Origin of the sequence: Streptomyces luteosporeus, from assembly GCF_039532865.1 — a bacterium.
In the GTDB taxonomy this organism is placed as follows: domain Bacteria; phylum Actinomycetota; class Actinomycetes; order Streptomycetales; family Streptomycetaceae; genus Streptomyces; species Streptomyces luteosporeus.
Window position 1 is genome coordinate 1 of the sequence record NZ_BAAASL010000033.1, and the last position, 24,723, is coordinate 24,723.

General features: G+C 73.9%; 25 protein-coding genes and 1 pseudogene. 8 read left to right on the plus strand and 18 right to left on the minus strand.

All coding sequences use genetic code 11. From position 1 onward, the window contains the following. The 3 genes and pseudogenes from ABD361_RS29200 to sigE form a co-directional block, all read right to left on the minus strand. Window positions 1–721 (minus strand): annotated as a pseudogene (locus ABD361_RS29200) (hypothetical protein); the annotation flags it as partial. Window positions 722–814: 93 nt separating this feature from the next. Then, window positions 815–1,513 carry a zf-HC2 domain-containing protein gene (locus tag ABD361_RS29205; RefSeq protein WP_344439809.1) on the minus strand — a complete coding sequence of 233 codons (699 nt, stop codon included), beginning with the start codon at window positions 1,511–1,513 and terminating at the stop codon, window positions 815–817. Further along, the gene (sigE, locus tag ABD361_RS29210; RefSeq protein ID WP_344439810.1) at window positions 1,510–2,274 is read right to left on the minus strand and encodes an RNA polymerase sigma factor SigE; all 765 of its coding nucleotides are present in this window, start codon (window positions 2,272–2,274) and stop codon (window positions 1,510–1,512) included. Before sigE ends, ABD361_RS29205 begins: the two co-directional genes overlap by 4 nt. A gap of 176 nt (window positions 2,275–2,450) precedes the next feature. Between sigE and ABD361_RS29215 the strand changes: the two genes are divergently transcribed. Next, the gene (locus tag ABD361_RS29215) at window positions 2,451–3,116 is read left to right on the plus strand and encodes an O-methyltransferase (protein ID WP_344439812.1); all 666 of its coding nucleotides are present in this window, start codon (window positions 2,451–2,453) and stop codon (window positions 3,114–3,116) included. A gap of 131 nt (window positions 3,117–3,247) precedes the next feature. Here the strand turns inward: ABD361_RS29215 and ABD361_RS29220 are convergent, their stop codons facing one another. Next, window positions 3,248–3,415 (minus strand): DUF3117 domain-containing protein, encoded by a 168-nt coding sequence (locus ABD361_RS29220; protein ID WP_079123638.1) that lies wholly within the window; start codon window positions 3,413–3,415, stop codon window positions 3,248–3,250. A 326-nt stretch (window positions 3,416–3,741) separates the two neighbouring features. Between ABD361_RS29220 and chcB the strand changes: the two genes are divergently transcribed. Then, the gene (chcB, locus tag ABD361_RS29225) at window positions 3,742–4,542 is read left to right on the plus strand and encodes a 2-cyclohexenylcarbonyl CoA isomerase (protein WP_344439897.1); all 801 of its coding nucleotides are present in this window, start codon (window positions 3,742–3,744) and stop codon (window positions 4,540–4,542) included. 163 nt (window positions 4,543–4,705) lie between these two features. Here the strand turns inward: chcB and ABD361_RS29230 are convergent, their stop codons facing one another. Together ABD361_RS29230 and ABD361_RS29235 are read right to left on the minus strand one after the other, a co-directional pair. Continuing rightward, complete coding sequence (locus ABD361_RS29230) at window positions 4,706–5,296, minus strand: DNA-3-methyladenine glycosylase I (protein WP_344439814.1); 591 nt, start codon at window positions 5,294–5,296, stop codon at window positions 4,706–4,708. Further along, the gene (locus ABD361_RS29235) at window positions 5,293–5,664 is read right to left on the minus strand and encodes a DivIVA domain-containing protein (protein ID WP_344439816.1); all 372 of its coding nucleotides are present in this window, start codon (window positions 5,662–5,664) and stop codon (window positions 5,293–5,295) included. Before ABD361_RS29235 ends, ABD361_RS29230 begins: the two co-directional genes overlap by 4 nt. Before the next feature lie 107 nt (window positions 5,665–5,771). Here ABD361_RS29235 and folP point away from each other — a divergent pair, with 107 nt between their 5' ends. Further along, window positions 5,772–6,632, plus strand: coding sequence for a dihydropteroate synthase (gene folP, locus ABD361_RS29240; RefSeq protein WP_344439818.1), 861 nt, complete (start codon window positions 5,772–5,774; stop codon window positions 6,630–6,632). A gap of 16 nt (window positions 6,633–6,648) precedes the next feature. Here the strand turns inward: folP and ABD361_RS29245 are convergent, their stop codons facing one another. Together ABD361_RS29245 and dapE are read right to left on the minus strand one after the other, a co-directional pair. Then, window positions 6,649–7,398, minus strand: coding sequence for an LOG family protein (locus ABD361_RS29245; protein WP_344439819.1), 750 nt, complete (start codon window positions 7,396–7,398; stop codon window positions 6,649–6,651). A gap of 62 nt (window positions 7,399–7,460) precedes the next feature. After that, window positions 7,461–8,540, minus strand: coding sequence for a succinyl-diaminopimelate desuccinylase (gene dapE, locus ABD361_RS29250; protein WP_344439820.1), 1,080 nt, complete (start codon window positions 8,538–8,540; stop codon window positions 7,461–7,463). A 73-nt stretch (window positions 8,541–8,613) separates the two neighbouring features. Here dapE and ABD361_RS29255 point away from each other — a divergent pair, with 73 nt between their 5' ends. Together ABD361_RS29255 and ABD361_RS29260 are read left to right on the plus strand one after the other, a co-directional pair. After that, the gene (locus tag ABD361_RS29255; RefSeq protein ID WP_344439822.1) at window positions 8,614–9,552 is read left to right on the plus strand and encodes a VldE C-terminal domain-containing protein; all 939 of its coding nucleotides are present in this window, start codon (window positions 8,614–8,616) and stop codon (window positions 9,550–9,552) included. 311 nt (window positions 9,553–9,863) lie between these two features. Further along, a complete protein-coding gene (locus ABD361_RS29260) occupies window positions 9,864–10,268 on the plus strand; it encodes an ATP-binding protein (protein WP_344439823.1) in 405 nt (134 codons plus the stop codon). Window positions 10,269–10,345: 77 nt separating this feature from the next. On the opposite strand, the gene dapC is transcribed toward ABD361_RS29260, so the two are convergent. Both dapC and fdxA read right to left on the minus strand, forming a co-directional pair. Beyond that, window positions 10,346–11,443 carry a succinyldiaminopimelate transaminase gene (gene dapC / locus ABD361_RS29265; protein WP_344439825.1) on the minus strand — a complete coding sequence of 366 codons (1,098 nt, stop codon included), beginning with the start codon at window positions 11,441–11,443 and terminating at the stop codon, window positions 10,346–10,348. 109 nt (window positions 11,444–11,552) lie between these two features. Then, entirely contained in the window at window positions 11,553–11,882 is a 330-nt protein-coding gene (gene fdxA / locus ABD361_RS29270) for a ferredoxin (RefSeq protein ID WP_344439827.1), read from the minus strand. A 114-nt stretch (window positions 11,883–11,996) separates the two neighbouring features. Between fdxA and ABD361_RS29275 the strand changes: the two genes are divergently transcribed. Together ABD361_RS29275 and ABD361_RS29280 are read left to right on the plus strand one after the other, a co-directional pair. Further along, entirely contained in the window at window positions 11,997–13,010 is a 1,014-nt protein-coding gene (locus ABD361_RS29275; protein WP_344439829.1) for a GNAT family N-acetyltransferase, read from the plus strand. A 31-nt stretch (window positions 13,011–13,041) separates the two neighbouring features. Further along, on the plus strand, window positions 13,042–13,890 hold the full coding sequence (locus ABD361_RS29280; protein ID WP_344439831.1) for a transglutaminase family protein: 849 nt from the start codon (window positions 13,042–13,044) through the stop codon (window positions 13,888–13,890). A 37-nt stretch (window positions 13,891–13,927) separates the two neighbouring features. Here the strand turns inward: ABD361_RS29280 and ABD361_RS29285 are convergent, their stop codons facing one another. From ABD361_RS29285 to ABD361_RS29320, 8 genes are all read right to left on the minus strand, one after another. Further along, complete coding sequence (locus ABD361_RS29285) at window positions 13,928–14,500, minus strand: response regulator transcription factor (RefSeq protein ID WP_344439899.1); 573 nt, start codon at window positions 14,498–14,500, stop codon at window positions 13,928–13,930. 29 nt (window positions 14,501–14,529) lie between these two features. Then, window positions 14,530–15,783 carry a sensor histidine kinase gene (locus ABD361_RS29290; protein ID WP_425583361.1) on the minus strand — a complete coding sequence of 418 codons (1,254 nt, stop codon included), beginning with the start codon at window positions 15,781–15,783 and terminating at the stop codon, window positions 14,530–14,532. 29 nt (window positions 15,784–15,812) lie between these two features. After that, entirely contained in the window at window positions 15,813–16,553 is a 741-nt protein-coding gene (locus ABD361_RS29295; protein ID WP_344439832.1) for an ABC transporter permease, read from the minus strand. Further along, window positions 16,550–17,503, minus strand: a complete 954-nt coding sequence (locus ABD361_RS29300; protein ID WP_344439834.1) for an ABC transporter ATP-binding protein — start codon at window positions 17,501–17,503, stop codon at window positions 16,550–16,552. Before ABD361_RS29300 ends, ABD361_RS29295 begins: the two co-directional genes overlap by 4 nt. A 165-nt stretch (window positions 17,504–17,668) precedes the next feature. Further along, complete coding sequence (locus ABD361_RS29305) at window positions 17,669–20,542, minus strand: hypothetical protein (RefSeq protein ID WP_344439836.1); 2,874 nt, start codon at window positions 20,540–20,542, stop codon at window positions 17,669–17,671. A gap of 182 nt (window positions 20,543–20,724) precedes the next feature. Continuing rightward, window positions 20,725–21,117: a DUF6113 family protein gene (locus ABD361_RS29310; RefSeq protein WP_344439838.1), complete on the minus strand. Its 393-nt coding sequence runs from the start codon at window positions 21,115–21,117 to the stop codon at window positions 20,725–20,727. Then, a complete protein-coding gene (gene mshB, locus ABD361_RS29315; protein ID WP_344439840.1) occupies window positions 21,114–22,004 on the minus strand; it encodes an N-acetyl-1-D-myo-inositol-2-amino-2-deoxy-alpha-D-glucopyranoside deacetylase in 891 nt (296 codons plus the stop codon). Before mshB ends, ABD361_RS29310 begins: the two co-directional genes overlap by 4 nt. A 52-nt stretch (window positions 22,005–22,056) precedes the next feature. After that, window positions 22,057–22,251 carry a hypothetical protein gene (locus ABD361_RS29320; protein ID WP_344439842.1) on the minus strand — a complete coding sequence of 65 codons (195 nt, stop codon included), beginning with the start codon at window positions 22,249–22,251 and terminating at the stop codon, window positions 22,057–22,059. Between the two features lie 294 nt (window positions 22,252–22,545). On the opposite strand from ABD361_RS29320, the gene ABD361_RS29325 reads away from it, so the two are divergent. Beyond that, the gene (locus tag ABD361_RS29325) at window positions 22,546–24,687 is read left to right on the plus strand and encodes a S9 family peptidase (protein ID WP_344439844.1); all 2,142 of its coding nucleotides are present in this window, start codon (window positions 22,546–22,548) and stop codon (window positions 24,685–24,687) included. The last annotated feature ends 36 nt before the right edge of the window (window positions 24,688–24,723 follow it).

Consider the following 24,723-nt stretch of genomic DNA (forward strand, 5'->3'; position numbering starts at 1 on the left):
CGGCCGCCGGCAGGGCGGTCGCGTCGTCGGCGGGGACGTGCGCCACCGCCGCGGATGCGGCTTCCGGCTGCGCCGGAGACGCCGGTGCGGCGTCAGCCGCGCCGCCGCCCGCCTCCGGGGGCGCCTTGTCCAGCCGCACGGGGCCCGGCGTGGCCGCCGGCGCGGGCCCGGCGGCCGGCGCCTGCGGCGGGGTGGGCTGCGGGGCCATGGGGGCAGCTGTCGGCGGGGTCGCCGGAGGCGCCGGCTGCGCCGGCAGGTGGAGCTGGGGCAGGGTGGGGCGCTGGACGGGCGGCGCGGGGGCCCAGGGGCCCGGGCCGCCGTACGGGGGCGTGCTGTACGGGTCCGGCGCATGCAGCGGGCGCCCCGCACCGGGCGCGGCCGGTGCGGGGAGGCCGGCCCCGTACGTCCCGCCCTGCGCCGCCGCACCCTCGGCGCCGGGGGCCGGGAACGGCGTCGGCCCGGGCACCTGCACACCGCCGGCGGCGGGGGCACCGGGCGCGGCCGGCGCCGGGACGCCCGCCCCGTACGTCCCGCCCTGCGGCAGCCCGCCCTCGGCGCCGGGGGCGCCGGGCGCCCCGTACGGCGTCTGCTGGGGAACCGCCGGCGTCCCGTACGGCATGGGTGTCGTCGGCCCGGGGGCGGCGGGGCCGCGGTTCCACCAGTGGCGGCGCTTCGTCGGCGCGGACGCGCGCGCCTGACCGTCGTCCATGCCCATGCTCATGGCTCTCCCCGTTCGTCCGTGGGGCGCGGCGGGCGCGCTCCACGGACGATTACACCAGGTCCCCACGCGTACGCGGAGGGGAGGTGGGCGCCCTCAGGGAGCGGTGGCGGTCGGACCCGCGAGGCCGGCGCGGGCCAGCGGTGGCAGGGCCGGGGCCGGGGAGGTCCGCAGCAGCGAGACGCTCCTGGCGGGCTGTGGCCGCTCGCTGCCGGCCCGCCGTGCGAGGTCGCGTTCGTTGCCCGCGTAGCCGGGGGTGACGGCGAGGGTGTTGGCGGCCGTGCCGGAGCCGCTGCCGCGGCTCTGGGGCGGTGCGACGGCGGTCTGCAGCGGCTGTGCGCCGGCCAGGGCGATCGCGGCGAGCGAGACGGCTCCTGCTGCGGCGAAGGCGAAGCGGCGCCCCCGGGAGGCGGCGCGCACGGCTGCCGCGTCCGCCGCCTCGCAGTGCGCGTCAGGGCTGCGCACGGGGTGGATGCGGAAGCCGCGGTCGAGCGGGAGCACGGCGACGCCGCCGGGTGGGCCCGACGGGCCGTCACCGTCCTCCCGGCCGAGGTCCGCGACGGGCAGGCTCTGGAGCCTGGCGAGCAGCGAGTCGGACAGCGGCGGTGGCGCCGACTGCGCGAACACGTTCTTGAGCCGGCGCTGCGCGTCGGCTTCGGCTTTGCATTTCCAGCAGGTGGCGAGGTGCGCGAGCACCCGCTCCCGTGATTCGTGCCCCAACTCCCCGTCGACGAGGGCAGCGAGGCGGTCGCCGAGGTGGTGCTCGGCGGGGGACTGACCGCCGGAGGTGGTCACGCGAGTCCGACCTCCCCACCCAGGGCGACGGCGGCCACGGCGCGCTGCTCGGACCGGGCGGCGGGCGAGCGGTGCTGCAGGGCCTTGCGCAGGTGCGAGCGGCCGCGGTGGATGCGGCTGCGCACGGTGCCGAGCTTGACGTTGAGGGTCGCGGCGATCTCCTCGTAGGAGAGGCCCTCGATGTCGCACAGGACGACGGCGGCGCGGAACTCCGGGGCGAGCGTGTCCAGCGCCTGCTGGACGTCCGCGTCGAAGTGGGTGTCGTTGAAGTGCTGCTGCGGGGAGGGCTCGCGGCTGGGCAGCCGCTCGGCGGCGTCCTCGCCGAGCGCGTCGAAGCGGATGCGCTGCCTGCGCCGGACCATGTCGAGGAAGAGGTTGGTGGTGATGCGGTGCAGCCACCCCTCGAAGGTGCCGGGGGTGTAGGTCGACAGGGAGCGGAAGACGCGGACGAAGACCTCCTGCGTCAGGTCCTCCGCGTCGTGCTGATTGCCCGTCAGGCGGTAGGCGAGGCGGTAGACCCTGGCGCTGTGCGTGCTGACGATCTCCTCCCAGCTGGGGGGAGTCCAGGCCTGCGGATCCGCATCGGTGGCGAAGGTCGCGGTGGTTGCGGCGTCTGCGGCGGAACTGTCAGCGATGTAGGTCACGGATTTCGGCTCGGCGGCGGACCTCGGACGCAGGAGCCGGAGCAACCCGCGGCGGTCGCCGACCGCAGCCGCACCTCCCCTGTCGGCTCTGGTGGTGTCCAGTGGAGCCCCTACCATATCCACCTCGCCCGTTAGCTCCGGATAAGCATTTTTGACCCGGATTTTGTCCTTGATCCACCGGATTCGCGGACGCCCCTCCGGGCCCGGGCGGTTCCGGCTGCGCCCGTGCTCTCCTGCCCCCTCAACGCCCGGTCCCATCTGCGGGTTCCCGGGGGCAGCGGCTACAGTCACCGTTGCGTCGACTACGGGGACAGGAGAGGGCCATTACCGGCAACCAGCAGACCAGCTGGGCGTTCGCCGATGTGTTCGTCGCCGAGGACGAGGCGCTGCGCTGGGCCCGGGAGCGGGCCTACGACGCAGGGCTCCGCTCGGTGTCGAACGGCACCGGCGCGGCGCTGCGCCTGCTCGCCGCCGCGGTGGACGCCAAGGCCGTCGCCGAGATCGGCACGGGCACGGGCGTCTCCGGCATCCACCTCCTGCACGGCATGCGCCCCGACGGCGTGCTCACGACGGTGGACAGCGACCCCGAGTGCCAGCAGTTCGCCCGGCAGGCCTTCCGCGCCGCCGGCTTCGCCGCCAACCGGGCCCGCTTCATCCCCGGCCCGGCCCTGGAGGTGCTGCCGCGCCTGGCCGACGGGGGCTACGACCTGGTCTTCTGCGACGGGGACCGGCTGGAGTGCCTGGACTACCTAGCCGAATCGTTGCGCCTGCTGCGGCCGGGCGGGCTGGTGTGCTTCGAGGGGGTCTTCGCCGACGGCCGCACCGTCGACGCGTCCCTGCCGCCGGCCGAGGTCCAGCACCTGCGCGAACTGCTGCGCACGGTGCGCGAGTCGACGGCGCTGGTGCCGTCGCTGCTGCCGGTGGGGGACGGCCTGCTGTGCGCCGTCCGGCGCGGCTGACCCGGCGGCGGCACGGGGTGCGCGTACGGCGCCGTACGACGTACGCCGGGCCCGGGCATGCCACCGCCCCGGGGCCGGGCGGAACCGGCCACCGGGGCGGTGGGACATCTATTGGCCTGTGCGCCTGTGCGTCAGACGGCGACCTTCTCCAGGGCCTCGCCGAGAGCCTTGGCCTCATCCGGGGTCAGCTCGACGACGAGACGACCGCCGCCCTCAAGCGGAACCCGCATGACGATGCCCCGCCCCTCCTTGGTCACCTCGAGCGGGCCGTCGCCCGTCCGCGGCTTCATGGCCGCCATGCTCGTTCCCCTTCCTGAAACCAGCTTGTCGCAGCCGACAACCCAGGTGTCACCGGCATCGAACACATTGCTTCCAGGCCATTATCCCGCATCGCGCGACCCAATGACCAACATCGGTCCGCAATCCTTCGGCAACACGCTGCCGCAAAACCACTCAATTCGGCGATCGCGCGGTATTCGCGGGTCCCTCTCGGGGCCCTCACGGTGGCCGATTCTTTGACGCAGGTCACATATCGGCTGCGGATGATCTCCGGCATCCTGGCCCCCGTAACCAGAACGGCATGGGGGACCACCCCCATCCGGAGCCGACGGAGGAGGGGCCGCACATGGCGGACGCCGTGCTGTACGAGGTGACCGACGGGCTCGCGACGATCACGCTGAACCGTCCCGACGCGATGAACGCGCTGAACACGGAGACCAAGGTCGCCCTGCGCGACTGCCTGCGGCAGGCCGCCGGGGACACGGCCGTACGGGCGGTGCTGCTGACCGCCACCGGGCGGGCCTTCTGCGTCGGCCAGGACCTCAAGGAGCACGTCGGCGCGCTGGCCGCGGACCGGGAGCACGGCACCCGCGACGCCATGAACACGGTCGAGGAGCACTACAACCCGATCGTCACCGCGATCGCCGGCATGCCCAAGCCCGTCGTCGCCGGGGTCAACGGGGTCGCGGCGGGAGCCGGCGCGGGCTTCGCCTTCGCGGCGGACTACCGGGTCGTGGCGGACACGGCGTCCTTCAACACATCCTTCGCGGGGGTCGCACTGACCGCCGACTCCGGGGTCTCGTGGACCCTGCCCCGCCTGATCGGCCACGGCCGCGCCGCCGGCCTGCTGCTCTTCCCCCGGAACGTGCCGGCGCAGGAGGCGTACGACCTGGGCATCGCGAACGAGATCGTCCCGGCGCAGGACCTCGCGGAGCGGGCGCGGGCCGTGGCCCGGAAGCTGGCGGAGGGCCCCACGGGCGCGTACGCGGCGATCAAGGAGTCCCTTGCGTACGGGGCCGCGCACGGGCTGGTGGAGACCCTGGGCACGGAGGAGCGGCTGCAGCGGGCCGCGGCCACGACGGAGGACCACGGCATCGCCGTGGCGGCCTTCCTGGCCAAGGAGCGCCCCCACTTCGTGGGCCGCTGAGCGCCCCGCGGCGGGCGCCCCGTAAGGGGCGCGGGGAACTGCGCGACAAGCCACGACGCGCCCGCAGGTGGAGTGCCGGGCTGCGCCCGGGGCCCTGGGGCGGCGCGTCGACTGCGGGCCGTCGGTGGCCGATCGCGCAGTTCCCCGCGCCCCTTACGGGGCGCTAGCGCGCGTGGCAGTCCGCCAGGTGGTCGTTGACCAGCCCGCACGCCTGCATCAGCGCGTACGCCGTCGTCGGCCCCACGAAGCGGAAGCCGCGTCGCTTGAGCTCCTTCGCCAGCGCCGTCGACTCCGGCGTGATCGCCGGTACGTCCGCCGCCGTCCTGGGCGCCGGGCGGCCCGGCGAGGGGGCGAAGGACCACACGAGGGCGTCCAGCTCCCCCGGGCCGAGCTCCGCCGCGGCCCGGGCGTTCGCGATCGACGCGGTGATCTTCGCCCGGTTGCGGATGATGCCCGTGTCGGACAGCAGCCGCTCGACGTCCGCGTCGTCGAAGGCGGCCACCTTCGCGATGGAGAAGCCGGCGAAGGCCGTCCGGAAGCCCTCGCGCCGCCGCAGGATCGTCAGCCACGACAGGCCCGACTGGAACGCCTCCAGGCATATCCGCTCGAACAGCGCGTCGTCGCCGTGCACCGCGTGGCCCCACTCGGTGTCGTGGTAGACGCGGTAGTCCGCCCCGGACTCGGTGTCCAGGCCGCCCCAGGGGCAGCGGGCCAGCCCGTCCGGGCCGATGACGACAGCGCTCGCGGTGCTCATGACGCCCCCTCCTCGCGGCCCTCGGGGCCTCGCGTCTCCTTGTCCAGCAGCCCCCGCACCCCTATCGCCGCGGCCTGCGCGCCGGCGAGGGCGGCCTCCAGCTCGGCGATGCGGGCGTCGCGCTCGGCGAGCTCGGCGCCGAGGCGGTCGAGGGCGTCGTCGGTCTCGGCCATGCGGTAGCCGCGCAGGGCGAGCGGCAGGCGCAGCGCCTCGACGTCGGCCCGGACGACCGGGCGGCCGGCGGGCAGGGGCCAGGCCATGCGCTCGGGCGCCGCCTCGGGCAGCACGCCGCGGTCGCCGCCGCCGGCCACGGCGAGCGTGACCGCGGCGACCACCACGACCAGCGCGATGAGCAGGAACCAGAACACGGCCGTCTCCCCGTCAGTCGTCCGTCAGCCAAACCGTCCACCCCGATCGTGCCATGCCCCGCCGACAGTTAAGGTCGCTGCCGGACCACGGAGAGGAAGCTGGGGACATGCTGAGGCTGGGACGGCGCGAGTTCGCCGACCACGAACCGGTGATCATGGCGATCGTGAACCGCACGCCGGACTCCTTCTACGACCAGGGCGCCACCTTCAGCGACGAACCGGCACTGGCCCGCGTGGAGCAGGCGGTGGCCGAGGGTGCCGCGATCATCGACATCGGCGGGGTCAAGGCGGGCCCGGGCGAAGAGGTGACGGCCGAGGAGGAGGCCCGCCGGACGGTGGGCTTCGTGGCCGAGGTGCGCCGCCGCCACCCGGACGTGGTGATCAGCGTGGACACCTGGCGGCACGAGGTCGGCGAGGCGGTGTGCGAGGCGGGCGCCGACCTGCTCAACGACGCCTGGGGCGGGGTCGACCCGAAGCTGGCCGAGGTGGCGGCCCGGCACGGCGCGGGCCTGGTGTGCACGCACGCGGGCGGCGTGGAGCCGCGCACCCGCCCGCACCGGGTGGAGTACGAGGACGTGATGGCGGACATCCTGCGCGTCACGGTGGGGCTGGCCGAGCGCGCGGCGGCACTGGGCGTGCGGCGCGACGGCATCCTGATCGACCCCGGCCACGACTTCGGCAAGAACACCCGCCACTCGCTGGAGGCGACGCGGCGGCTGGAGGAGATGACGCGGACGGGGTGGCCGGTGCTGGTCTCCCTGTCGAACAAGGACTTCGTCGGGGAGACCCTGGACCGGCCGGTCAAGGAGCGGCTGCTGGGCACCCTGGCCACGACGGCGGTGTCGGCGTGGCTGGGCGCACAGGTCTACCGCGTCCACGAGGTGGCGGAGACGAAGCAGGTGCTGGACATGGTCGCCTCCATCGCCGGCCACCGCCCCCCTGCAGTGGCCCGCCGCGGCCTGGCCTAGCGCCCCGTAAGGGGCCCTACGCGCCCGCCTCCTTCGTCACCAGGGTCACCGCTTCGTCGACGTCGTCGGTGACGTGGAAGAGCTCCAGGTCGTGCAGGCCGACCTTGCCCTCGGAGACGAGCGTGCCCTTGAGCCAGTCGACCAGGCCCTGCCAGTACGCGGAGCCGAAGAGGACGATCGGGAAGCGGGTGACCTTCTTGGTCTGGACGAGCGTGAGGGCCTCGAAGAGCTCGTCCAGGGTGCCCAGGCCGCCCGGCAGGACCACGAAGCCGCTCGCGTACTTCACGAACATCGTCTTGCGCACGAAGAAGTAGCGGAAGTCGACGCCGAGGTTGACGTACGGGTTGAGCCCCTGTTCGAAGGGCAGCTCGATGCCCAGGCCGACGGAGACGCCGCCGGCCTCCATGGCGCCTCTGTTGGCGGCCTCCATCGCTCCGGGGCCGCCGCCGGTGATGACGGCGAAGCCGGCCTCGACCAGGCCGCGGCCGATGGCGACGCCCGCCTCGTACTCGGTGCTGCCCGGGCGGGTGCGGGCGGAGCCGAAGACGCTGATGGCGGGGGGAAGTTCGGCGAGGGCGCCGAAGCCCTCGACGAACTCCGACTGGATGCGCAGGACCCGGAAGGGGTCCTCGTGCACCCAGTCCGCCGTGCCGCGGGTGTCGAGCAGGTGCTGGTCGGTGGTGCCCGCCTGCATCTGGCTCTGGCGCCGTACGACCGGCCCGCGGCGCTGCTCCCGCAGTGCCCGCATCTCCTCGGAACTGACCATGCGCAGGCTCCCTCCGCTACAGAGATCGTTGGCGTTCCAGCCTAGGCCCCCGGCGCGGCCTGTCAGCCGGTCAGCCAGGTACGCAGCCGCTCCTCGCAGTGGAGGATCCGTTCGGTGCGCACGTGTTCGTCCCGCTTGTGGGCGTAGAGGGCGTCACCGGGACCGTAGTTGACGGCGGGTACGCCGAGGGCACTGAAGCGGGAGACGTCCGTCCAGCCGAACTTGGGCAGGGCCGTGCCGCCGACGGCCGCCATGAAGGCCTGTGCGGCGGGGTGGGTGAGGCCGGGGCGGGCGCCGGGCGAGTGGTCGTCGACGACGAATTCGCTCACCCCGCAGTCGGCGAAGACCTCGCGCACGTGGGCGAGGGCCTCCTCCTCGGTGCGGTCGGGGGCGTAGCGGAAGTTCACCGTCACGGTGCACTCGTCGGGGATGACGTTGGTGGCGACGCCGCCCTCGATGCGCACGGCGTTGAGGCCCTCGTGGTACTGCAGGCCGTCGACGACGGGGCGGCGGGGCTCGTAGGCGGCGAGCCGGGCGAGGACGGGGGCGGCGGTGTGGATGGCGTTGGAGCCCATCCAGCTGCGCGCGGAGTGGGCCCGCTCGCCGGTGGTGCGCAGGTGCACGCGCAGGGTGCCCTGGCAGCCGCCCTCGACCTGGCCGTCGGTGGGCTCGAGGAGGACGGCGAAGTCGCCGGCGAGCCATTCGGGGTGGGCCTCGGCGACGTGCCCGAGGCCGTTGAGGTGGGCGGCGACCTCTTCGTTGTCGTAGAAGACGAAGGTCAGGTCGCGGTTGGGGGCGGGCACGGTGGCGGCGATGCGCAGCTGGACGGCGACGCCGGACTTCATGTCGCTGGTGCCGCAGCCCCACAGGATGCCGTTCTCGTCGAGCCGCGAGGGGACGTTGTCGGCGATGGGAACGGTGTCGATGTGGCCGGCGAGGACGACGCGCTCGGTGTGCCCGAGGTTCGTCCGGGCGACGACGTTGTTGCCGTGCCGGTCGACGGTCAGGTGCGGCAGGGCGCGCAGTGCCTGCTCGATGGCGTCGGCGAGGTCCTTCTCGGTACCGCTTTCGGAACGGAAGTCGACGAGCCGTGCGGTGAGGGCGGCGGCGTCGAGGGACAGGTCCAGTGCGGTGTGATCCATGCCGCGAGCCTAACGCGGCCGCCGGTGACGCCGGGGGCGGCCGGTGGTCGGTCTCTGAAGTAACGTGACCCGCATGTCCCGGATCACCGTCACCCGCCGTGGCCGACTGCTGCGAACCGTGGCCGCCTGCGCCGTGCTGCTGGCGCTGATCGGCTATCTCGTGGTCCAACTGGTGACGGGCGGGCCGGGCGCTCCGCGGTGCACCGTGCGGGCGGACGGGGAGTCGTACGGGATGTCGCCCGAGCAGGCCGTGAACGCGGCGACGATCTCGGCGGTGGGCTCCTCGCGCGGGCTGCCGGAGCGGGCGGTGACGATCGCGCTGGCCACGGCGATGCAGGAGTCGGGGCTGCGCAACATCCACCACGGGGACCGCGATTCGCTGGGACTGTTCCAGCAGCGGCCGACCCAGGGCTGGGGCACGGCGGCGCAGATCACGGACCCGGTGTACGCGGCGGGCAAGTTCTACGACCACCTGGTGGAGGTGCCGGGCTACTCGCGGCTGCCGCTGACGGTGGCGGCGCAGAAGGTGCAGCGCAGCGGGTTCCCGCAGGCGTACGCCAAGCACGAGCCGGACGCCTCCTTGTTGTCGGCGGCGCTCACCGGCCGGGTGGCGGCGTCGTTCAGCTGCACGACGAGCCCGGGGGACGGCAAGGCGGGCGACACGGGCGCGGTGCGCACGAAGCTGACGCGCGAGTTCGGCGCGCTGGTGCGGCCGTCGGTCACGGGCGGCACGGGCGCGGACGGCCGGTCGGGCGCCGCCGGCGGGGCGGGCACGCTGACGGTTCCGGTGGGGCAGGGCACGGGCCTGGAGGCCGGTGCGCAGGACGGGAGGCACCTGGGCTGGGCGCTGGCGTCGTGGGCGGTGGCGCACGCGGCGGAACTGCGCATCGACCGCGTTTCCTTCGACGGTCGCGTCTGGACGGCGAAGAATTCCGCGGACGGCTGGCGGAAATCGACGGAGGCGGCGCAGACGTACGGCTCGCCGGCGGTGCGCATCTCCACCGTTCGGTAGTCGCCGGGCAGCCGTTCAGGAGTACGACGATCCCCTCTCCGGGAGTACGCGGGATCCACCGGAGTTGCCCCCGTCGGTCACACCCGTACGCATTCTCGATCCGTCCTCAACTTCCCTGCGTTCAAAGGCTTTTCAGCCTTCCGTATCGATTGACGACCTGCCCGGTATGACGGGGTTGGGAGGGGGCGGATAATGCGATGCATTACTCACTCTTTACCTTGGTCCACCGCAACCTTCGAGGGGCTCACGCGGTAGTCACTGCGTCCGCACGCCGGACACAACCGACCTCATCACTCCGTCAAAGGAGCAACATGTCCCTCCCCCTCACGCGTCGGATCGCCCGGGTCGCCCTGCTCGTCGCAGCGGGTGCCGCTCCCGTCGTCGGTGCGGCCGGCTCTGCGAGCGCCGCGGACCTCGTCAAGGCCCCCGACGCCCTCGGTGGCCTGAGCTCGGTGGACAGCGCCAACCTGGGCAACAACCTCGACTCGACCTCCCACCAGGCCGGGTCCGTGGCGCAGGGCGTCGGTGCCAAGGCCGTCCACACCACCACCAGCACGGTCGGCAAGGCGACCAAGGAGCACGTGCCGGCCGCGCAGAAGGCCGTCGGCCAGGTCGCGGGCGGCGCCGGCAAGGCCGTGGGCGAGACCGCCAAGGGCGTCACCAAGACCGGTCTGCCCACCCAGGGCCTGCCGACCCAGGGTCTTCCCCTCGGCTGATCCGGCGCGCGTACACGCGAAGGGGGCCCTGGAACGTGACGTTCCGGGCCCCCTTTGCACGGTCGCCGTGCGTAGACCTACTCGGCCAGACGGCGGACCGCCGCCTCCACCCTCTCGTCGGTGGCGGTGAAGGCGATCCGTACGAACCGCTCCCCCGCCTCGCCGTAGAAGTCGCCCGGCGCGACGAGGATGCCCCGCTCCGCCAGCTCGCCCACCGTCTCCCAGCACGACGCATCCCGCGTCGCCCACAGGTACAGCGACGCCTCGCTGTGCTCGATGCGGAAGCCGGCGCCCTCGAAGGCGGCGCGCAGCGCGGTGCGCCGGGCGGCGTAGCGGGCCCGCTGCTCGGCGACGTGCGCGTCGTCGCCGAGGGCCGCGACGGTGGCGGCCTGCACGGGCGCGGCGACCATCATGCCGCCGTGCTTGCGGATCTGCAGCAGCTCGCCCAGCACCGCCGCGTCACCGGCGACGAAGGCCGCGCGGTAGCCCGCCAGGTTGGAGCGCTTGGACAGCGAGTGGACGGCCACGACGCCCTCGTACGAGCCGCCGCACACGTCCGGGTGCAGCACGGAGACGGGGTCGGCCTCCCAGCCCAGCTCCAGGTAGCACTCGTCGCTCAGCAGCAGCACCCCGTGCTCGCGCGCCCAGGTCACGGCGCGCCGCAGCTCCTCCTTGGACAGCACCCGGCCGGTGGGGTTGGACGGCGAGTTCAGCCACAGCAGCTTCAGCCCGGCCGGGTCCAGCTCCCACGGCTCGTCGTACTCGACGGGCTCGGCGCCCGCCAGCCGGGCGCCCACCGCGTACGTGGGGTAGGCCAGCCGCGGGAAGGCGACCTTGTCGCCGGGGCCCAGGCCCAGCTGGGTGGGCAGCCAGGCCACCAGCTCCTTGGAGCCGACGACGGGCAGCACGTTCGCGTGCTCCACGCCGCGGGCCCCCAGCCGGCGCTCCACCCAGCCGGTGAGCGCGTCGCGCAGGGCGGCGGTGCCCCACACCGTGGGATAGCCGGGGCTGTCCGCGGCGTCCGCCAGCGCCTGCCGGATCACGGCCGGGACCGGGTCGACGGGCGTGCCCACCGACAGGTCGACGATGCCGTCCGGGTGGGCGGCGGCGGTGGCCTTGTACGGCTCGAGCCGGTCCCAGGGGAAGACGGGGAGGCGGGAGGAGACTGCGCTCATGGGCTCACTCTCGTGCGCTGGTGCTTGGTGGTGCGGCGGGGGGAACACCGGGAAACGCCGGAGCCCCGCACGGCGGCTCGGCCGTACGGGGCCCGGTGGCTTCCGCTGGTCAGTGGGCGGGGTTGATGTCCGCCGGGAGCGCGGCGATGAAGGGGTGGTCGCGCTCGATCAGGCCCAGCTTCGAGGCGCCGCCGGGCGAACCGAGCTCGTCGAAGAACTCGACGTTCGCCTTGTAGTAGTCCTTCCACTCCTCGGGAGTGTCGTCCTCGTAGAAGATCGCCTCGACCGGGCACACCGGCTCACAGGCGCCGCAGTCGACGCATTCGTCCGGGTGGATGTACAAGGACCGCTGGCCCTCGTAGATGCAGTCGACGGGGCACTCCTCGATGCATGCCTTGTCCTTGACGTCGACACAAGGCTGCGCGATGACGTAGGTCACGCTGTCGTTCCTCCTCGGTAGGGCTCATCTCGCGCGGGAGCGCGGCGTCGTCGATGCCCACACCTAGTATCTCCCTCCCGGAGCACCTGACGAACAAGAGGGGCGAGCAGAGCTGTGGAATTCACCACGGGCGGAGGGCCGGCGGTGCGGATCAGCGCCACAGATGTGGGAAAAAGGGTCTCGATCCGGCGTCTGAACGAGCCCGGGAGTTCCCCCGAGCGATTCACCGACACGGTCGGCGTGCTCACTTCGTGGACAGCGGGTGTGCTGCGCATCACACGGCGTTCCGGGGAGGTCGTGGAAGTCGCGGAATCCACGCTCGTCGCGGCGAAGGTGGTGCCGCAGGCCCCCGCCCGGCGCCGGGGCCCGGCCGTCGGGCGCCGCGAGCTCGTCGAGGTCGCCGCCCGCGGCTGGCCCGCCCCGGACACCGGCCGGCTGGGCGCATGGACCCTGCGCGCCGCCGGCGGCTTCACCCACCGGGCGAACTCCGTCCTGCCCCTCGGCGAGAGCGGCCTGCCCCTGCCACAGGCCCTCGAACGGATCACCGCCTGGTACGCCGAACGCGGGCTCGCCCCGTGCGTGCAGGTCAGCACCGGGGACGCCGCGGCCGACGAACGGCTGGACGCGGAGCTGGCCGCCCACGGCTGGACCGCGGAGCGGCACGCCCTGATGCGCACGGCGGCCCTGGCCCCCGTCGCCGACGCCGTCCCGGCCGCCGAGGCCGCGGCCGGCGTACGGCTGAGCCGTGAACCGGACGCCGCCTGGCTCCGGGCCTACGGCCGCACCGGCGACCCCGCCGGCGCCCTGGCCGTGCTCACCGGCGGGCCGTCGGTGTGGTTCGCCACCGTCCCCGGCGAGGAGGCCGGCGAGGAACCGGCGGCCATAGCGCGCTGCGTCGTCGACGGCCGCTGGGCCGGCTTCGCCGCCCTGCACGTCGGCCCCGCCCGGCGCCGGCAGGGCCTGGCCACGCTGGTCATGGCCGCCCTCGCCCGCACCGCCCTCGACGAGGGCGCCTCCGCCGCGTACCTGCAGGTCGAGACCGACAACGGCGCGGCCGCCGCCCTCTACGACGAGCTCGGCTTCACCACCCACCACGCCTACCACTACCGGCGCGGGCCGGTGCGGTAGGACGCTGGAACGGTGAGGGTACGAGGCAGGTATGGCAGGTATGTACGACGAGACCACTGACCGGCGGCGCTGCTTCGCCGCCGAGGCCCGCGAGGACCGTCCCGACCTGGCACACCTGTGCCTGCTGATCTCCGCCGAGGCGGCGGGCGGACTGCCGGAGGCCGACCTCGACGCCGCCCAGATCGAGCTGGACCGGCTCGCCGGGCTGCTGCCCGCCCTCGGCCGCGCCGCCGAACCCCGGCAGTGGGCGGACGCCCTCGCCCGGCTCCTCGGCGACCGCTGCGGCTTCCACGGCACGCCCGCCGAGTACCGCCGCCTGGAGTCCTCCCTGCTCCACGAGGTCCTCCAGCGGCGGCGCGGCCTGCCGATCCTGCTGTCCGTGGTCTGGCTGGAGGTCGCCCGCCGCGCCGGGGCCCCCGTGTACGGGGTGGCCCTGCCCGGCCACTTCGTCGTCGGCTTCGGCGACCCGTGGGGCCGCCACGTCCTGGCCGACCCCTTCGACGGCGGACGCGTGCTGTCCGAGGACGACGCCCGGCTCCTCGTCGCCGGCGCCACCGGCACCCCCCTGGACGCGGCGGCCTTCTCCCCGGCGGAGCCCCTGGAGATCGTCCTGCGCATGCTCAACAACATCCGCGCCTGGGCGGCGGCCCGCCCCGAACGCAGCGACGTCCAGCTGTGGGCCGTCGAGCTCTCCCTGCTGCTGCCCACCCACCCGGCACGCCTGCGCTACGAACGGGCGGAGCTGCTGGTGGAACGCGGCGACTTCGCGCGCGGGGCGCGCGAGATGGAGGAGTACGCGGAGGTCATCGCCCCGGTCGAACCGGCAGCGGCGGAATCGGTGCGCCACCGGGCGCTCGCCGCGCGGGCGATGCTGAACTGACGGCGGGGGCCACTCCCGTCGGCGGGGGTCGCCCCCGTCACAGCCAGCCCTTGTCGCGCGCTATGCGTACCGCCTCCGCGCGGTTGCGTGCGCCCGTTTTCTGGATCGCCGTCGACAAGTAATTGCGCACCGTCCCCGGCGACAGGTTCAGGCCCTTCGCCAGTTCCGCGTTCGTCGAGCCGTCCGCCGACGCCGCGAGCACCGCCCGTTCGCGGTCGGTGAGGGGGTTGGCGCCCTCGGCCAGGGCGGCCGCGGCGAGCGTGGGGTCGATGACCCGCTCCCCCCGCAGGACCCTGCGCACCGCATCGGCCAGCTGTGCCGCCGGCGCGTCCTTGACGAGGAAGGCGTCCGCCCCGGACTCCATGGCGCGGCGCAGGTAGCCGGGCCGGCCGAAGGTGGTGAGGATGACGACTTTGAGCTGCGGCAGCTCCCGCCGCAGCAGGCCCGCCACGTCCAGTCCGGTCATGCCGGGCATCTCGATGTCCAGCAGCGCCACGTCGACGGGCGTGCGCCGGGCGGCTGCCAGCACTTCGTCCCCGCGGGCGACCTGGACGACGACTTCGATGTCCTCTTCCAGTCCCAGGAGCGCGGCCAGGGCCTCCCGGACCATCGACTGGTCCTCGGCAAGCAGTACTCGTATCACAGCGACAGCGTAGGGTCCTGCGCCGCTGCCCGGCGTGACAGGGGAACGCGGGCCTGCAGGCGGAAGCCGCCGCCGGGGGCGGGGCCGGTGGCCAGGCGGCCGTCGGCGAGGGCGAGCCGTTCGGACAGGCCGGTCAGGCCGTTGCCGTACGTCCCGGCGGGGGCGCCGCTGCCGTTGTCGGTGACGGTCAGGCACATGGTGTCGCCGTCTTCCTCCAGGACGACCTCGCAGCGGCCGGCGCCGCTGTGCCGTACGACGTTGGTGACGGCTTCGCGCAGGGCCCAGGCCAGTGCGCCTTCGGCGTCGGGCGGCAGGTCGGGGTGGCCGCTGCCGGGGGCGCGCGTGAGGTCGGCGGCGATGCCGGCGGCGGCGAGGGCGGTGCGGGCGCCGGCGAGTTCGGCGTCGAGGGTGGGGCGGCGAAAGCCGCTCACCGCCTCCCGGACGTCGACCAGGGCCTGCCGGCTGACGCGTTCGATGTCGGCGACCTGCTGGGCGGCGGCCTCGGGCTTCTCGGGCAGCATGCGCCCGGCCAGTTCGCTCTTGAGGGTGATGAGGGAGAGGGAGTGGCCGAGGAGGTCGTGCAGATCGCGGGCGAGCCGCAGGCGTTCCTCGTTGGCGGCCAGGTGGGCGACGGTGGCCCGGGCCTCGCGCAGGGCGCGGGTGGTCAGGGCCATCTGGCGCACGCCGACCATGGCGAAGCCGCCGAGGAGCGCCGGGAAGAGCAGGGCGACGACGAGTTCGCCCCAGGTTCCCGACGCTCCCTCGGCGGGGGGTGCGCCCACTGCGACGGCCACCAGTACCCCCGTGACCAGTGGAATCGCGCAGCGGGCGAGCTTTGCGGGCAGGACGGCCCCGCAGGCGATGCTCGTGAAGACGAAGAGCACCAGCCACCGGGTGCCCAGCGTCAGCGAGAGCGCCATGGCGAGCGCGAGCAGAACGCAGAGCCAGGACAGGACCAGGGGCCGCCGCAGGGCCCGGCCCATGTGCCGGAAGACCAGGGCGAGGTAGGCGCCGACGAAGGCCAGCAGGCCCACGGCGCCGACGGCCGTGCCGGCGGTGCCGTGGTGGTGGCCGAGCACGTCCTCCGCGGGGCCGGCGAGGTAGGCGAACCAGATGGCGATCCATATCAGCTTGATCACCATCTGGCGCCGGTTCTCCGGTGCCTGCCCGATGGCGTTGTCGTAGGACGGGACGTCCTGCGTCTCCATCAGGATCCGCCATCCGTTGCGGAGCCGTTCGGCTGCGGCCACGGCCTTCTCTCCTCGCTCGCCCTTGCCCGTCAGGACTTGTGGGTGTCCTTGCGGTACAGCATCGCGGCCGCGCCGGCGAACAGCACCAGGTACACCGCCAGCAGCGAGACGTCCTTCAGGTGCGGGGCGTCGCCGACCTCGATGGCCTGGCCCAGCGCGGCGTACGCGTGGGTGGGCATCCACTTGGCGATGCTCTGCAGCCAGTCCGGGAAGGTCGCGGTGGGCATCCACAGGCCGCCCAGGATCGACAGGAGGAAGTAGACGATGAACGTCACGGGGCGGACGGCGTCACCGGTGACGAGGTAGCCCAGGGCCACGCCGAGCGCGGCGAAGACGATGCTGCCGGCCCAGATGCAGCCCGTCAGGGCGCCCCACTGCCAGGCGTCGAGCCGGACGTGCTTGACGGCCGCGGCGACGGCGAAGACGACCAGGATGGAGGGCAGGGAGACCACGGCGGCGGAGGCGACCTTGGCGCCCACGTAGCCGCGGCCCGGCAGGGCGGTCAGGCGCAGCTGGCGCACCCAGCCCTTCTCGCGCTCCTTGGCGATGCGCTCGCTGGCGCCCACCAGGACGGCGGTGATGGCGCCGAAGGAGGCCATGGAGACCATCATCAGCAGCGGCAGGGTGAGGTCCGTGCCCTTGACGAGCTCCTTCTCGCTGGCACCACCGGCGATGATCACGAAGAGCAGCGCCGGGTAGAGCACGGAGAAGAACATGAACTTCTTGTTGCGCAGGGTGCGCGTGATTTCGAGCTTGATGAGAGTCTTCATCGGGCCGCCTCCTCGGCGGTCGCGGCGTCGTTGATGGCGAGGAAGGCCTGCTCCAGGCCGAGGCCCGCGACCTCGAGGTTGCGCGGGTAGAGACCGAGCCCGTACAGGGCGTGGACGGTGGCGTCGGCGTCCTGGGACTGGATGCGCACGGTGCGCCCGTTCACCTCCAGGGAGCTGACGAACGGCAGCTCGCGCAGCGCGCCCTCGCCGATCGGCTGGTCCAGGTCGAAGACGATCCGCCGGCCGCCGGCCCGCGCCTTGATCTCGGCGGCGGAGCCGTCCGCGAGGACGCGGCCCTGGCGCAGCACGACCACGCGGTCGGCGATCGCGTCGGCCTCTTCGAGGTAGTGCGTGGCGAACAGGACCGTACGCCCCTGGCGCGTCTGCTCGCGCATGACGCTCCAGAACGCCTGGCGGGCCGACACGTCCATGCCCGTGGTCGGCTCGTCCAGGATGATCAGATCGTTGGCGCCGGCCGTCGCCATCGCGAAGCGCACGCGCTGCTCCTGGCCGCCGGAGAGCTTGTTGACCATACGGTCGGCTATGGAGGTCAGGTCGGCCGCTTCGAGCACCTGCTCCACGGGGAAGGCCTTGGGGTGCAGGTCGCAGGCGAGCTTGACCAGCTCACGGACCTTGACCTCCTCCATCAGGCCACCGGACTGCAGCATCGCGCCGACCCGGCCCTGGGCGATGGCCTGCCCGGGCGTGGTGCCGAAGACCTCCACCCGGCCCGCGTCGGGGTTGCGCAGCCCCAGCAGCAGGTCGAGCGTCGAGGACTTGCCGGCGCCGTTGGGGCCGAGCAGGGCGACGGTCTCACCCGGGTAGAGGTCGAGGTTCAGGTCGGCGACGGCGCGCACGGTGCCGTAGCTCTTGCTCACGTTCGAAAAGCTGACCACGGGAGCGCCCGTGCGGCGCCCTTCCCCCGTGTACGTGCCTGCAGTAGTGGTCATGGCAAGAATCATCCCAAGCCGAACACGGCTTCGGGCAGTGTCAGCCGTCGTCAGGCAGGCATGACAGATGTCATGGGTGCTCCCGTGACCCTGCCGGGAACGGCCGAAAACGATCGGCCCCCGTCGCCGAGGGGGCGACGGGGGCCGGTGCACGTGCCCCGGGCGTCAGCTGAGCGGGATGACCCCCACGCGGGCCGCGCCCTTGGCGCGCAGCGCCTTGCCGAGGGCACCGGCGACGTCCTGCGGGGTGACGGGCTTCTTGGTGCCGTCGCCGCGCTGGATGAGCACACCGTTGAACTTGGTGCCGTACAGCTCCTTGAGCGCTTCGAGGTCGTAGTTCTCGACGAGCTTGCCGCCGACCTCCTTGACCGAGAGGATCTTCGGCAGGGAGCGCTCCGGGCCGAACTGGATGCTGTGCGCGGGGTCCGTCTGCACCGTGACGAGGCCGGACATCGCGGGCACCGCGAACTCCTTCATCATCCGGTCCACCTCGGCATTGCTGACCTTCGGCTGCTGGGCCGAGGTGGTCAGCGTCACCGGCCGGTCCTGCCCGCTCGCCGCCCGGTCGCGGTACGCCTTGGCGACGGCCTGCACCGACTGGTCCACGTCCAGGCCCTGGTACGGCTGGCCGTAGACGGCCACCGCCTTGCCCGGCTCGAACTTGATCGTGCCGTCCTTCGCCGCGCCCGTCTCGCCGGCCAGCGTCTTCAGCGCCGCCGCGACCTTCTCCTCGTCCACGGTCACGGCCGGCTCGGCGGCGTGCGTGCTGCCGACCAGCGAACCGAGGACGGTGACCGGGTTGTAGTCCCGGCCGGCCGCCGCGCGCACGGTCTCCTGCGTGTCGATGGCCAGACCCGCCACCGACGGCTTGAGCTCGGCCGACTTCCCGCCGATCGACACCTTCAGCGGCGCGGACGCCCGGCCGCCCAGTGCCGCGTCCAGCTTCTTGACGGCCTCGTCCTTGGACTTGCCGCCGATGTCGACGCCCAGCACGGTCGTGCCGTTGGGCACGTCCGCGTGGTCGAGCAGCAGCCCCGCACCGTACGCCACGGCGACCAGGCCCACGAGGCCACCGCCGAGGAGCACGAGCTTCGAACGGCCCTTCTTCTTGGGCGCCGGCTTCGCCTTCGCCGCGGCCTTGCCGGCAGCCGGCTTGGCCGGAGCGGGAGCCGGTACGGCACCCTTGGGCGCGCCCTTGGGCTTGGGCACGGCGACACGCGGCGCACCGCCGTCCACGGGCCTGCCGCCCTGACCACCCGCCGGCGGCACCGGCGGCACGCCGCTGACCAGCGTCTCGCCGGCGGGGTTCGGCACGGGCGCCGGAGCCGTGGCACCGGCGGGCTTCTGCCCGCCACCCTTCTTCTTGCCCTTGGGCTTGGCCTGCGCCTGTGCCTGTGCCTGTGCCTGTGCCTGCGGCTGCACGGCGGGCACGCCCTCACGCGGCGTGTCCGTACGCCCGGCCGTGAACGCGGCCCCACCGGCGGGCACCCCACCGATGCTGGGGGCGGGGAACTGCTGCGTGGTCTGGGCACCCGGCGCCGCCGAGGCCTGCGGCTGGGCCGGGGGCCGGCTCTGGGGCGGGGTCTGGGGCTGCTGCGCGGTGTCGCGCACCCACCCCTTGCCACGGTTGGACTTCTGCCCGCCACCCTGCGCGGGGTCACCGGCCCACCCGGCGGGACCGCCGGTGGGCGCCTGGCCATTGGCCCACGCGTCGGCACCACTGCCGACACCGGCCGGACCACCGGCCTGCGCCTGGCCGTTGTTCGCCCACGCATCCGCGCCGCTGCCCACACCGGCCGGACCCTGGCCCGTGCCGCTGCCGGCCGCAGCCCCGACCGGACCGCCGGCCTGCGCCTGGCCGTTCGCCCACGCGTCGGCACCGCTGCCCATACCGGCCGCGGAACCGGTACCGACCGGACCCTGGCCGCCGGCCCAAGCGCCGGCACCGGCACCCGCACCGGGGGCAGGAGCGGCGCCCGGCGCGGCCGCGCCGCGGGCCTTGCGGCCCGCAGGCTGCTTCTTCCCGGCACCGGCCTGGCCCTGGCCCGGACCCTGGCCCTGGCCGTTGGCCCACGCGTCCGCACCGCTGCCCGCGGCGGCAGCGCCACCGGCCCAGGCGTTACCGCCCCCGGCCTGGCCCTGTCCCTGGCCCTGGCTTTGGGCGTTCGCCCAGGCGTCCGTACCGCTGCCGGCGCCGGCACCCGTGCCGGTCGACGCGGTGTCACCCGGCCACGGCGCGGCGCCGTTCGCCCAGGCGTCCGTACCCCTCGACGCGGCGTCAGCCGCCGGGGCGCCCTGGGGGGCCGCGCCACGGGCCTTGCGGCCCGCAGGCTGCCTCTTCGCAGCACCGGCCTGGCCCTGGCCCTGGCTCTGAGGCTGACCCTGCGCCGTGTCCGTCCAGGCGGGCGTGCCGGTCGACGGCACGTCACCCTGCCAACCAGCATCCGCACCCGCGGGCGTACCGCCCTGGGGCGGGCGCCCCGCGGAGTCGCGGCGCGGCAGCGGGGGCTGGCGGCGCGGCGCGGACGTGGCGCCCGACGACTTGCGCGGGGCGAACCAGTCGCTGGTCTTCTCACCACCGGCACCGCCCGCACCACCGGCACCGGCAGCGGGCGTCCCGTCGGCGGCGGCCGCGGCCGCGGCGCCGGCCGCGGCGGCAGGCGTCTTCTTCGTCGGCTTGGGCCGCGTCGGCAGTCCCGCCTTGCTGCGCGGCGGCTCGCCGCCACCGGGCGCCGGGGCGGGCGCGGACGCGGACGCCGCGGCCGGGTCGGCGGTGGCCCCCTGCTCGCCGACGGGCGTGCGCATGACCACGGGGGGGATGGGCCGTGAGCCCGGGATGTTGATGCGGATCCGCGTCGTCATGGTGGTCTCGGTCTTCGGTTCGCCCCGGTCGGGCGCCGAAGCCGGCGATGCGGGTGCGGCGCCAGCGGCGGCCGCTTCCTCCCCGGTCGGCGTCCCGTACGGCTGGGTGCCCGAGGGGTACGAGGCGCCACCGCGGCCCTTGGGCCCGGAGGACGAACTGTCAGATGCACGGCTCAAAGCAGGATCTCCCGGTTACTCTTTGCCGCCCTCGTTGACCTCGCTCGGGGTCGCCCATTTGCCGGAGGCCAGGGGAGGCTCGGCGGCGCGCACCACCATACTGGGCACCGCGTGCCGGTCATTGACGTCCGTTGGCGGACTCCCCCGACCGGCCGGACGGCGGTCGGGGAGAAATCGTCACGTCACTTGCCAAGTCGGGCCGAAGGCCCGTCCGGTTGCGCCGCCTTCGGAACCGTGGCACAGATCACAGCGACGGTCATTCCGCCGATCAGGTACCCCCAGGAGCCGATGCCGGCTCCGAAGAGGAAGTCGCCCTCGGGTCTGTTGGCGGCGAGCACCAGGACGGCGGCGAGCCAGCCGAGGCCGGCGGCGTAGCCGCCGCCGCGGGCGCCGGAGAGGAGGACGGCGCCCCAGCACACGGCGCCGGTGGCGGCCAGGGCCAGCAGCAATCCGGCGGGGAACCAGCCGCCTTGGACGAGGGCCCCGGCGACGCCGACGGCGAAGCCGAGGACGGCGAGGCCGAGGTAGGCGGCGAGGCGTCCGGGGCCGGGCAGGCGGATCAGGCCGTCGTTCACTGCGTCACTCCCGCGAAGAGGTCGTTCTCGGGCAGCGGCCCGCCGGGCGTGCCGTGGACGAGGCGGTAGTACTCGGTGGTGAAGAGCGGTTGTCCGAGGCCGTTGGAGAGGGCGAAGAAGTCGCCGTCGACGACGACCTGGGTGGCGTGCGCGCGCATGGCGGCGGCCTTGCGGTCGCCGTGGGGGGCCGTGTCGAGCACGGCGGTGACCTCGTCGTCGGGCACGACGCCGGGGACGTCCGTGGGCGCGGCGATGCCGGTGAAGGCCGGGTGCTCGTCCGCCTGCGCGCGCAGCCGCGCGAAGCCGGCGTCGACGGCGGAGGCCGGTACGCAGTTCCAGTAGATCTTGGCGATCTCGTGGGGGTCGCCGAGGTCGCGCCGGAAGACCGGTTCGGCGGCGAGTTCGGCGGCGCGCATGGCCACCCGGTTGGCCTTGATGTGGTCGGGGTGGCCGTAGCCGCCGTCGGCGTCGTAGGTGACGAGGACCTGGGGGCGTACCTGGCGGATCACCTCTACGAGGGATGTGGCCGCCTCGTCGGTGTCGGCCTGCCAGAAGCTGCGCGGGTCGTCGTTCTGGGGCGCGCCGGTCATACCGGAGTCGCGGTAGTGGCCGGGGCCGCCGAGGAGGCGGTGGTCGGTGACGCCCAGCTCCCGCATCGCGGCCGCGAGTTCCTGGGCGCGGTGGGTGCCGAGGGTGTCGTCCCGGTCCGCGGTGAGATGTGCCAGTTCGGGCGGGATGACCTCGCCCTCCTCGCCGAGCGTGCACGTGACGAGCGTGACGTGGGCACCCTCGGCGGCGTACATGGCCATGGTCGCGCCGTTGTTGATCGACTCGTCGTCCGGGTGCGCGTGCACCAGGAGCAGCCGGCGGCCGGGAAGATCCGTCATGGGACCAGCCTACGAGTCGTACGGACCGGGGCCCGACCGCCGGGGCCGCCCGTCAGAACTTGATGTTGCTGACCATCGCCGTCACGCTCGACGTGAGCTGGTGGATGGTCGGGCCCATCGAGGAGCTTGCGAGATAGAAGCCCAGCAGCATGCAGACGACCGCGTGCCCCAGCTTCAGTCCGGACTTCCGGACGAGCAGGAAGACGATGATCGCCAGCAGCACCACCGCCGAAATCGAGAGCGCCACAGCGGCTCACCTCCAGGGACGCGCGGTCGGGACGGTTCAGCAACGAATACGCACGAGCACAGACGAGTACAGCGGAACAGCGAACAGCACACAGCGAACTACGCGGGCGGCACGGCAAAAGACATACGAATGCCCGGGGGCACCCGGACACCCCACAACCGTGCCCACTATGCGCGAGCGATCATAACTTTCCGTGTGTGCGCATGACTCGGAGCACGGGAGCAAACACGGGGCGCACGGCGAGTTCTCGCCGACCTGGGTGAACCGGATGGTAGGGGACGTAGGCTCGCGCGCATGACCGCACAGCACCGCGAACCGGCCTCCTTCCCCCGTCAGTACGCCCGCACCCAGCGGTTCTCCCTGGGCGCGCCGCGGGCCTTCACCGTCTCGCCGGACGGCGCGCGTGTCGCGTTCCTGCGCTCGCGCGCGGGCACCGACCGGGCCAACGTCCTGTGGGTGCTCGACCTGGACGAGGGCCGGGAGTACCCGGCCGCCGACCCGCAGGTGCTCCTGGGCGGCTCCGAGGAGGAGCTCTCGGCCGAGGAGCGGGCCCGCCGCGAGCGCGTCCGCGAGGGCTCGGCGGGCGTCGTGGGGTACGCGACGGACGACACGGCGGAGTTGGCGGCCTTCGCGCTGTCCGGCCGCCTGTTCGTGGCCGAGCTGCGCAGCGGCACGGCCCGCGAACTGCCCGTTCCGGGCCCGGTCATCGACCCGCGCCCCTCCCCCGACGGCCGCCACGTGGCGTACGTGGCGGGCGGCGCCCTGCGGGTGGTGGACGCCGAGGGCGGCGCCGACCGGGCGCTGGCCGAGCCGGAGGCGGCGACGGTCACCTGGGGGCTGGCGGAGTTCATCGCCGCGGAGGAGATGAGCCGGATGCGCGGCTTCTGGTGGGCGCCGGACAGCAGCGCGCTGCTGGCGGCCCGCGCGGACGACGCGCCCGTCGAGCGCTGGTGGATCGCCGACCCCGCGAACCCCGGCAGCGCCCCCGCCGAGGTGGCCTACCCGGCGGCCGGCACGCCCAACGCGACGGTGTCGCTGGCCGTGCTGCGCCTGGACGGCTCGCGCACCGACGTCGTGTGGGACCGCGAGCGCTACCCCTACCTCGCGCGCGTCCACTGGTCGGACGGCGGCCGCCCGCTGCTGCTCGTACAGGCCCGCGACCAGCGCGCGCAGGCTTACCTCACCGTGGATCCGGCCACTGGTGCCACAGATGTACTGCTGACGGAAGAGGATCCGAAGTGGCTTGAACTGTTCGATGGTGTGCCCGCATGGACACCGGACGGACGACTCGTGCGCATCGCCGACCGCGACGGCGCCCGCGTCCTGCTCGTCGGCGACCGGGCCCTGACCGGGCCCGAGCTGCACGTCCAGGCCGTCCTCGACATCACGGACGAGGACGTGCTCGTCGCCGCCTCCGCCGGCCCCGCGGCCGGTGAGGACGACAGCGCGACCGGCGAGTCCCACGTCTACCGCGTCGCCGACGGCCTCCTGGAGCGGCTCACGGACGGCGGCCGCAACTCCGCCGTCCGCAGCGGGGCCGTCACCGTCCTGGTCTCCGCCTCCCTGGGCGAGCCGGGCTCCGCGGTGCGGGTGCTGCGCGACGGCAAGCAGATCGCCACCGTCGTCTCCCACGCCGAGACCCCCGTCCTGACCGCCCGGCCGCACCTGACCCGCGCCGGCGCCCGCCGCATCCCCGCGGCCGTGCTCCTGCCGTCCGGTTACCGCGACGGCGACGGCCCGCTGCCGGTGCTCATGGACCCCTACGGCGGCCCCCACGGCCCGCGCGTGGTCGCCGCGCACAACACGCACCTGACCTCCCAGTGGTTCGCCGACCAGGGCTTCGCGGTGATCGTCGCCGACGGCCGCGGCACCCCGCACACCTCGCCGGAGTGGGAGAAGTCGATCCACGAGGACTTCGCCGGCGCCACCCTCGACGACCAGGTCGAGGCCCTGCAGGCACTGGCCGGGCGCTACCCGCTCGACCTCGGCCGGGTCGGCATCCGCGGCTGGTCCTACGGCGGCTACCTCGCGGCCCTCGCCGTCCTGCGCCGCCCCGACGTCTTCCACGCGGCGGTGGCCGGGGCGCCGGTCACCGACTGGCGGCTGTACGACACGCACTACACCGAGCGCTACCTGGGGCTGCCGCAGGAGCGCCCGGAGGTCTACGCCCGCAACTCCCTCGTCACGGACGAGGGCCTGTCGGCCCCCGTCGCCCCCGCCCGGCCGCTGATGATCATCCACGGCCTGGCCGACGACAACGTGGTGGCGGCCCACACGCTGCGCCTGTCCTCGGCCCTCCTGGCCGCGGGCCACCCCCACGAGGTCCTCCCCCTGTCCGGCGTCACCCACATGACCCCGCAGGAACAGGTGGCGGAGAACTTGCTGCTGTTGCAGGTCGACTTCCTGCGGCGTTCGCTGCCGCCGGCCGCGAAGTAATCGCAGGGGGCAGGGGGCCGGGCCCCCTGCCCCCGC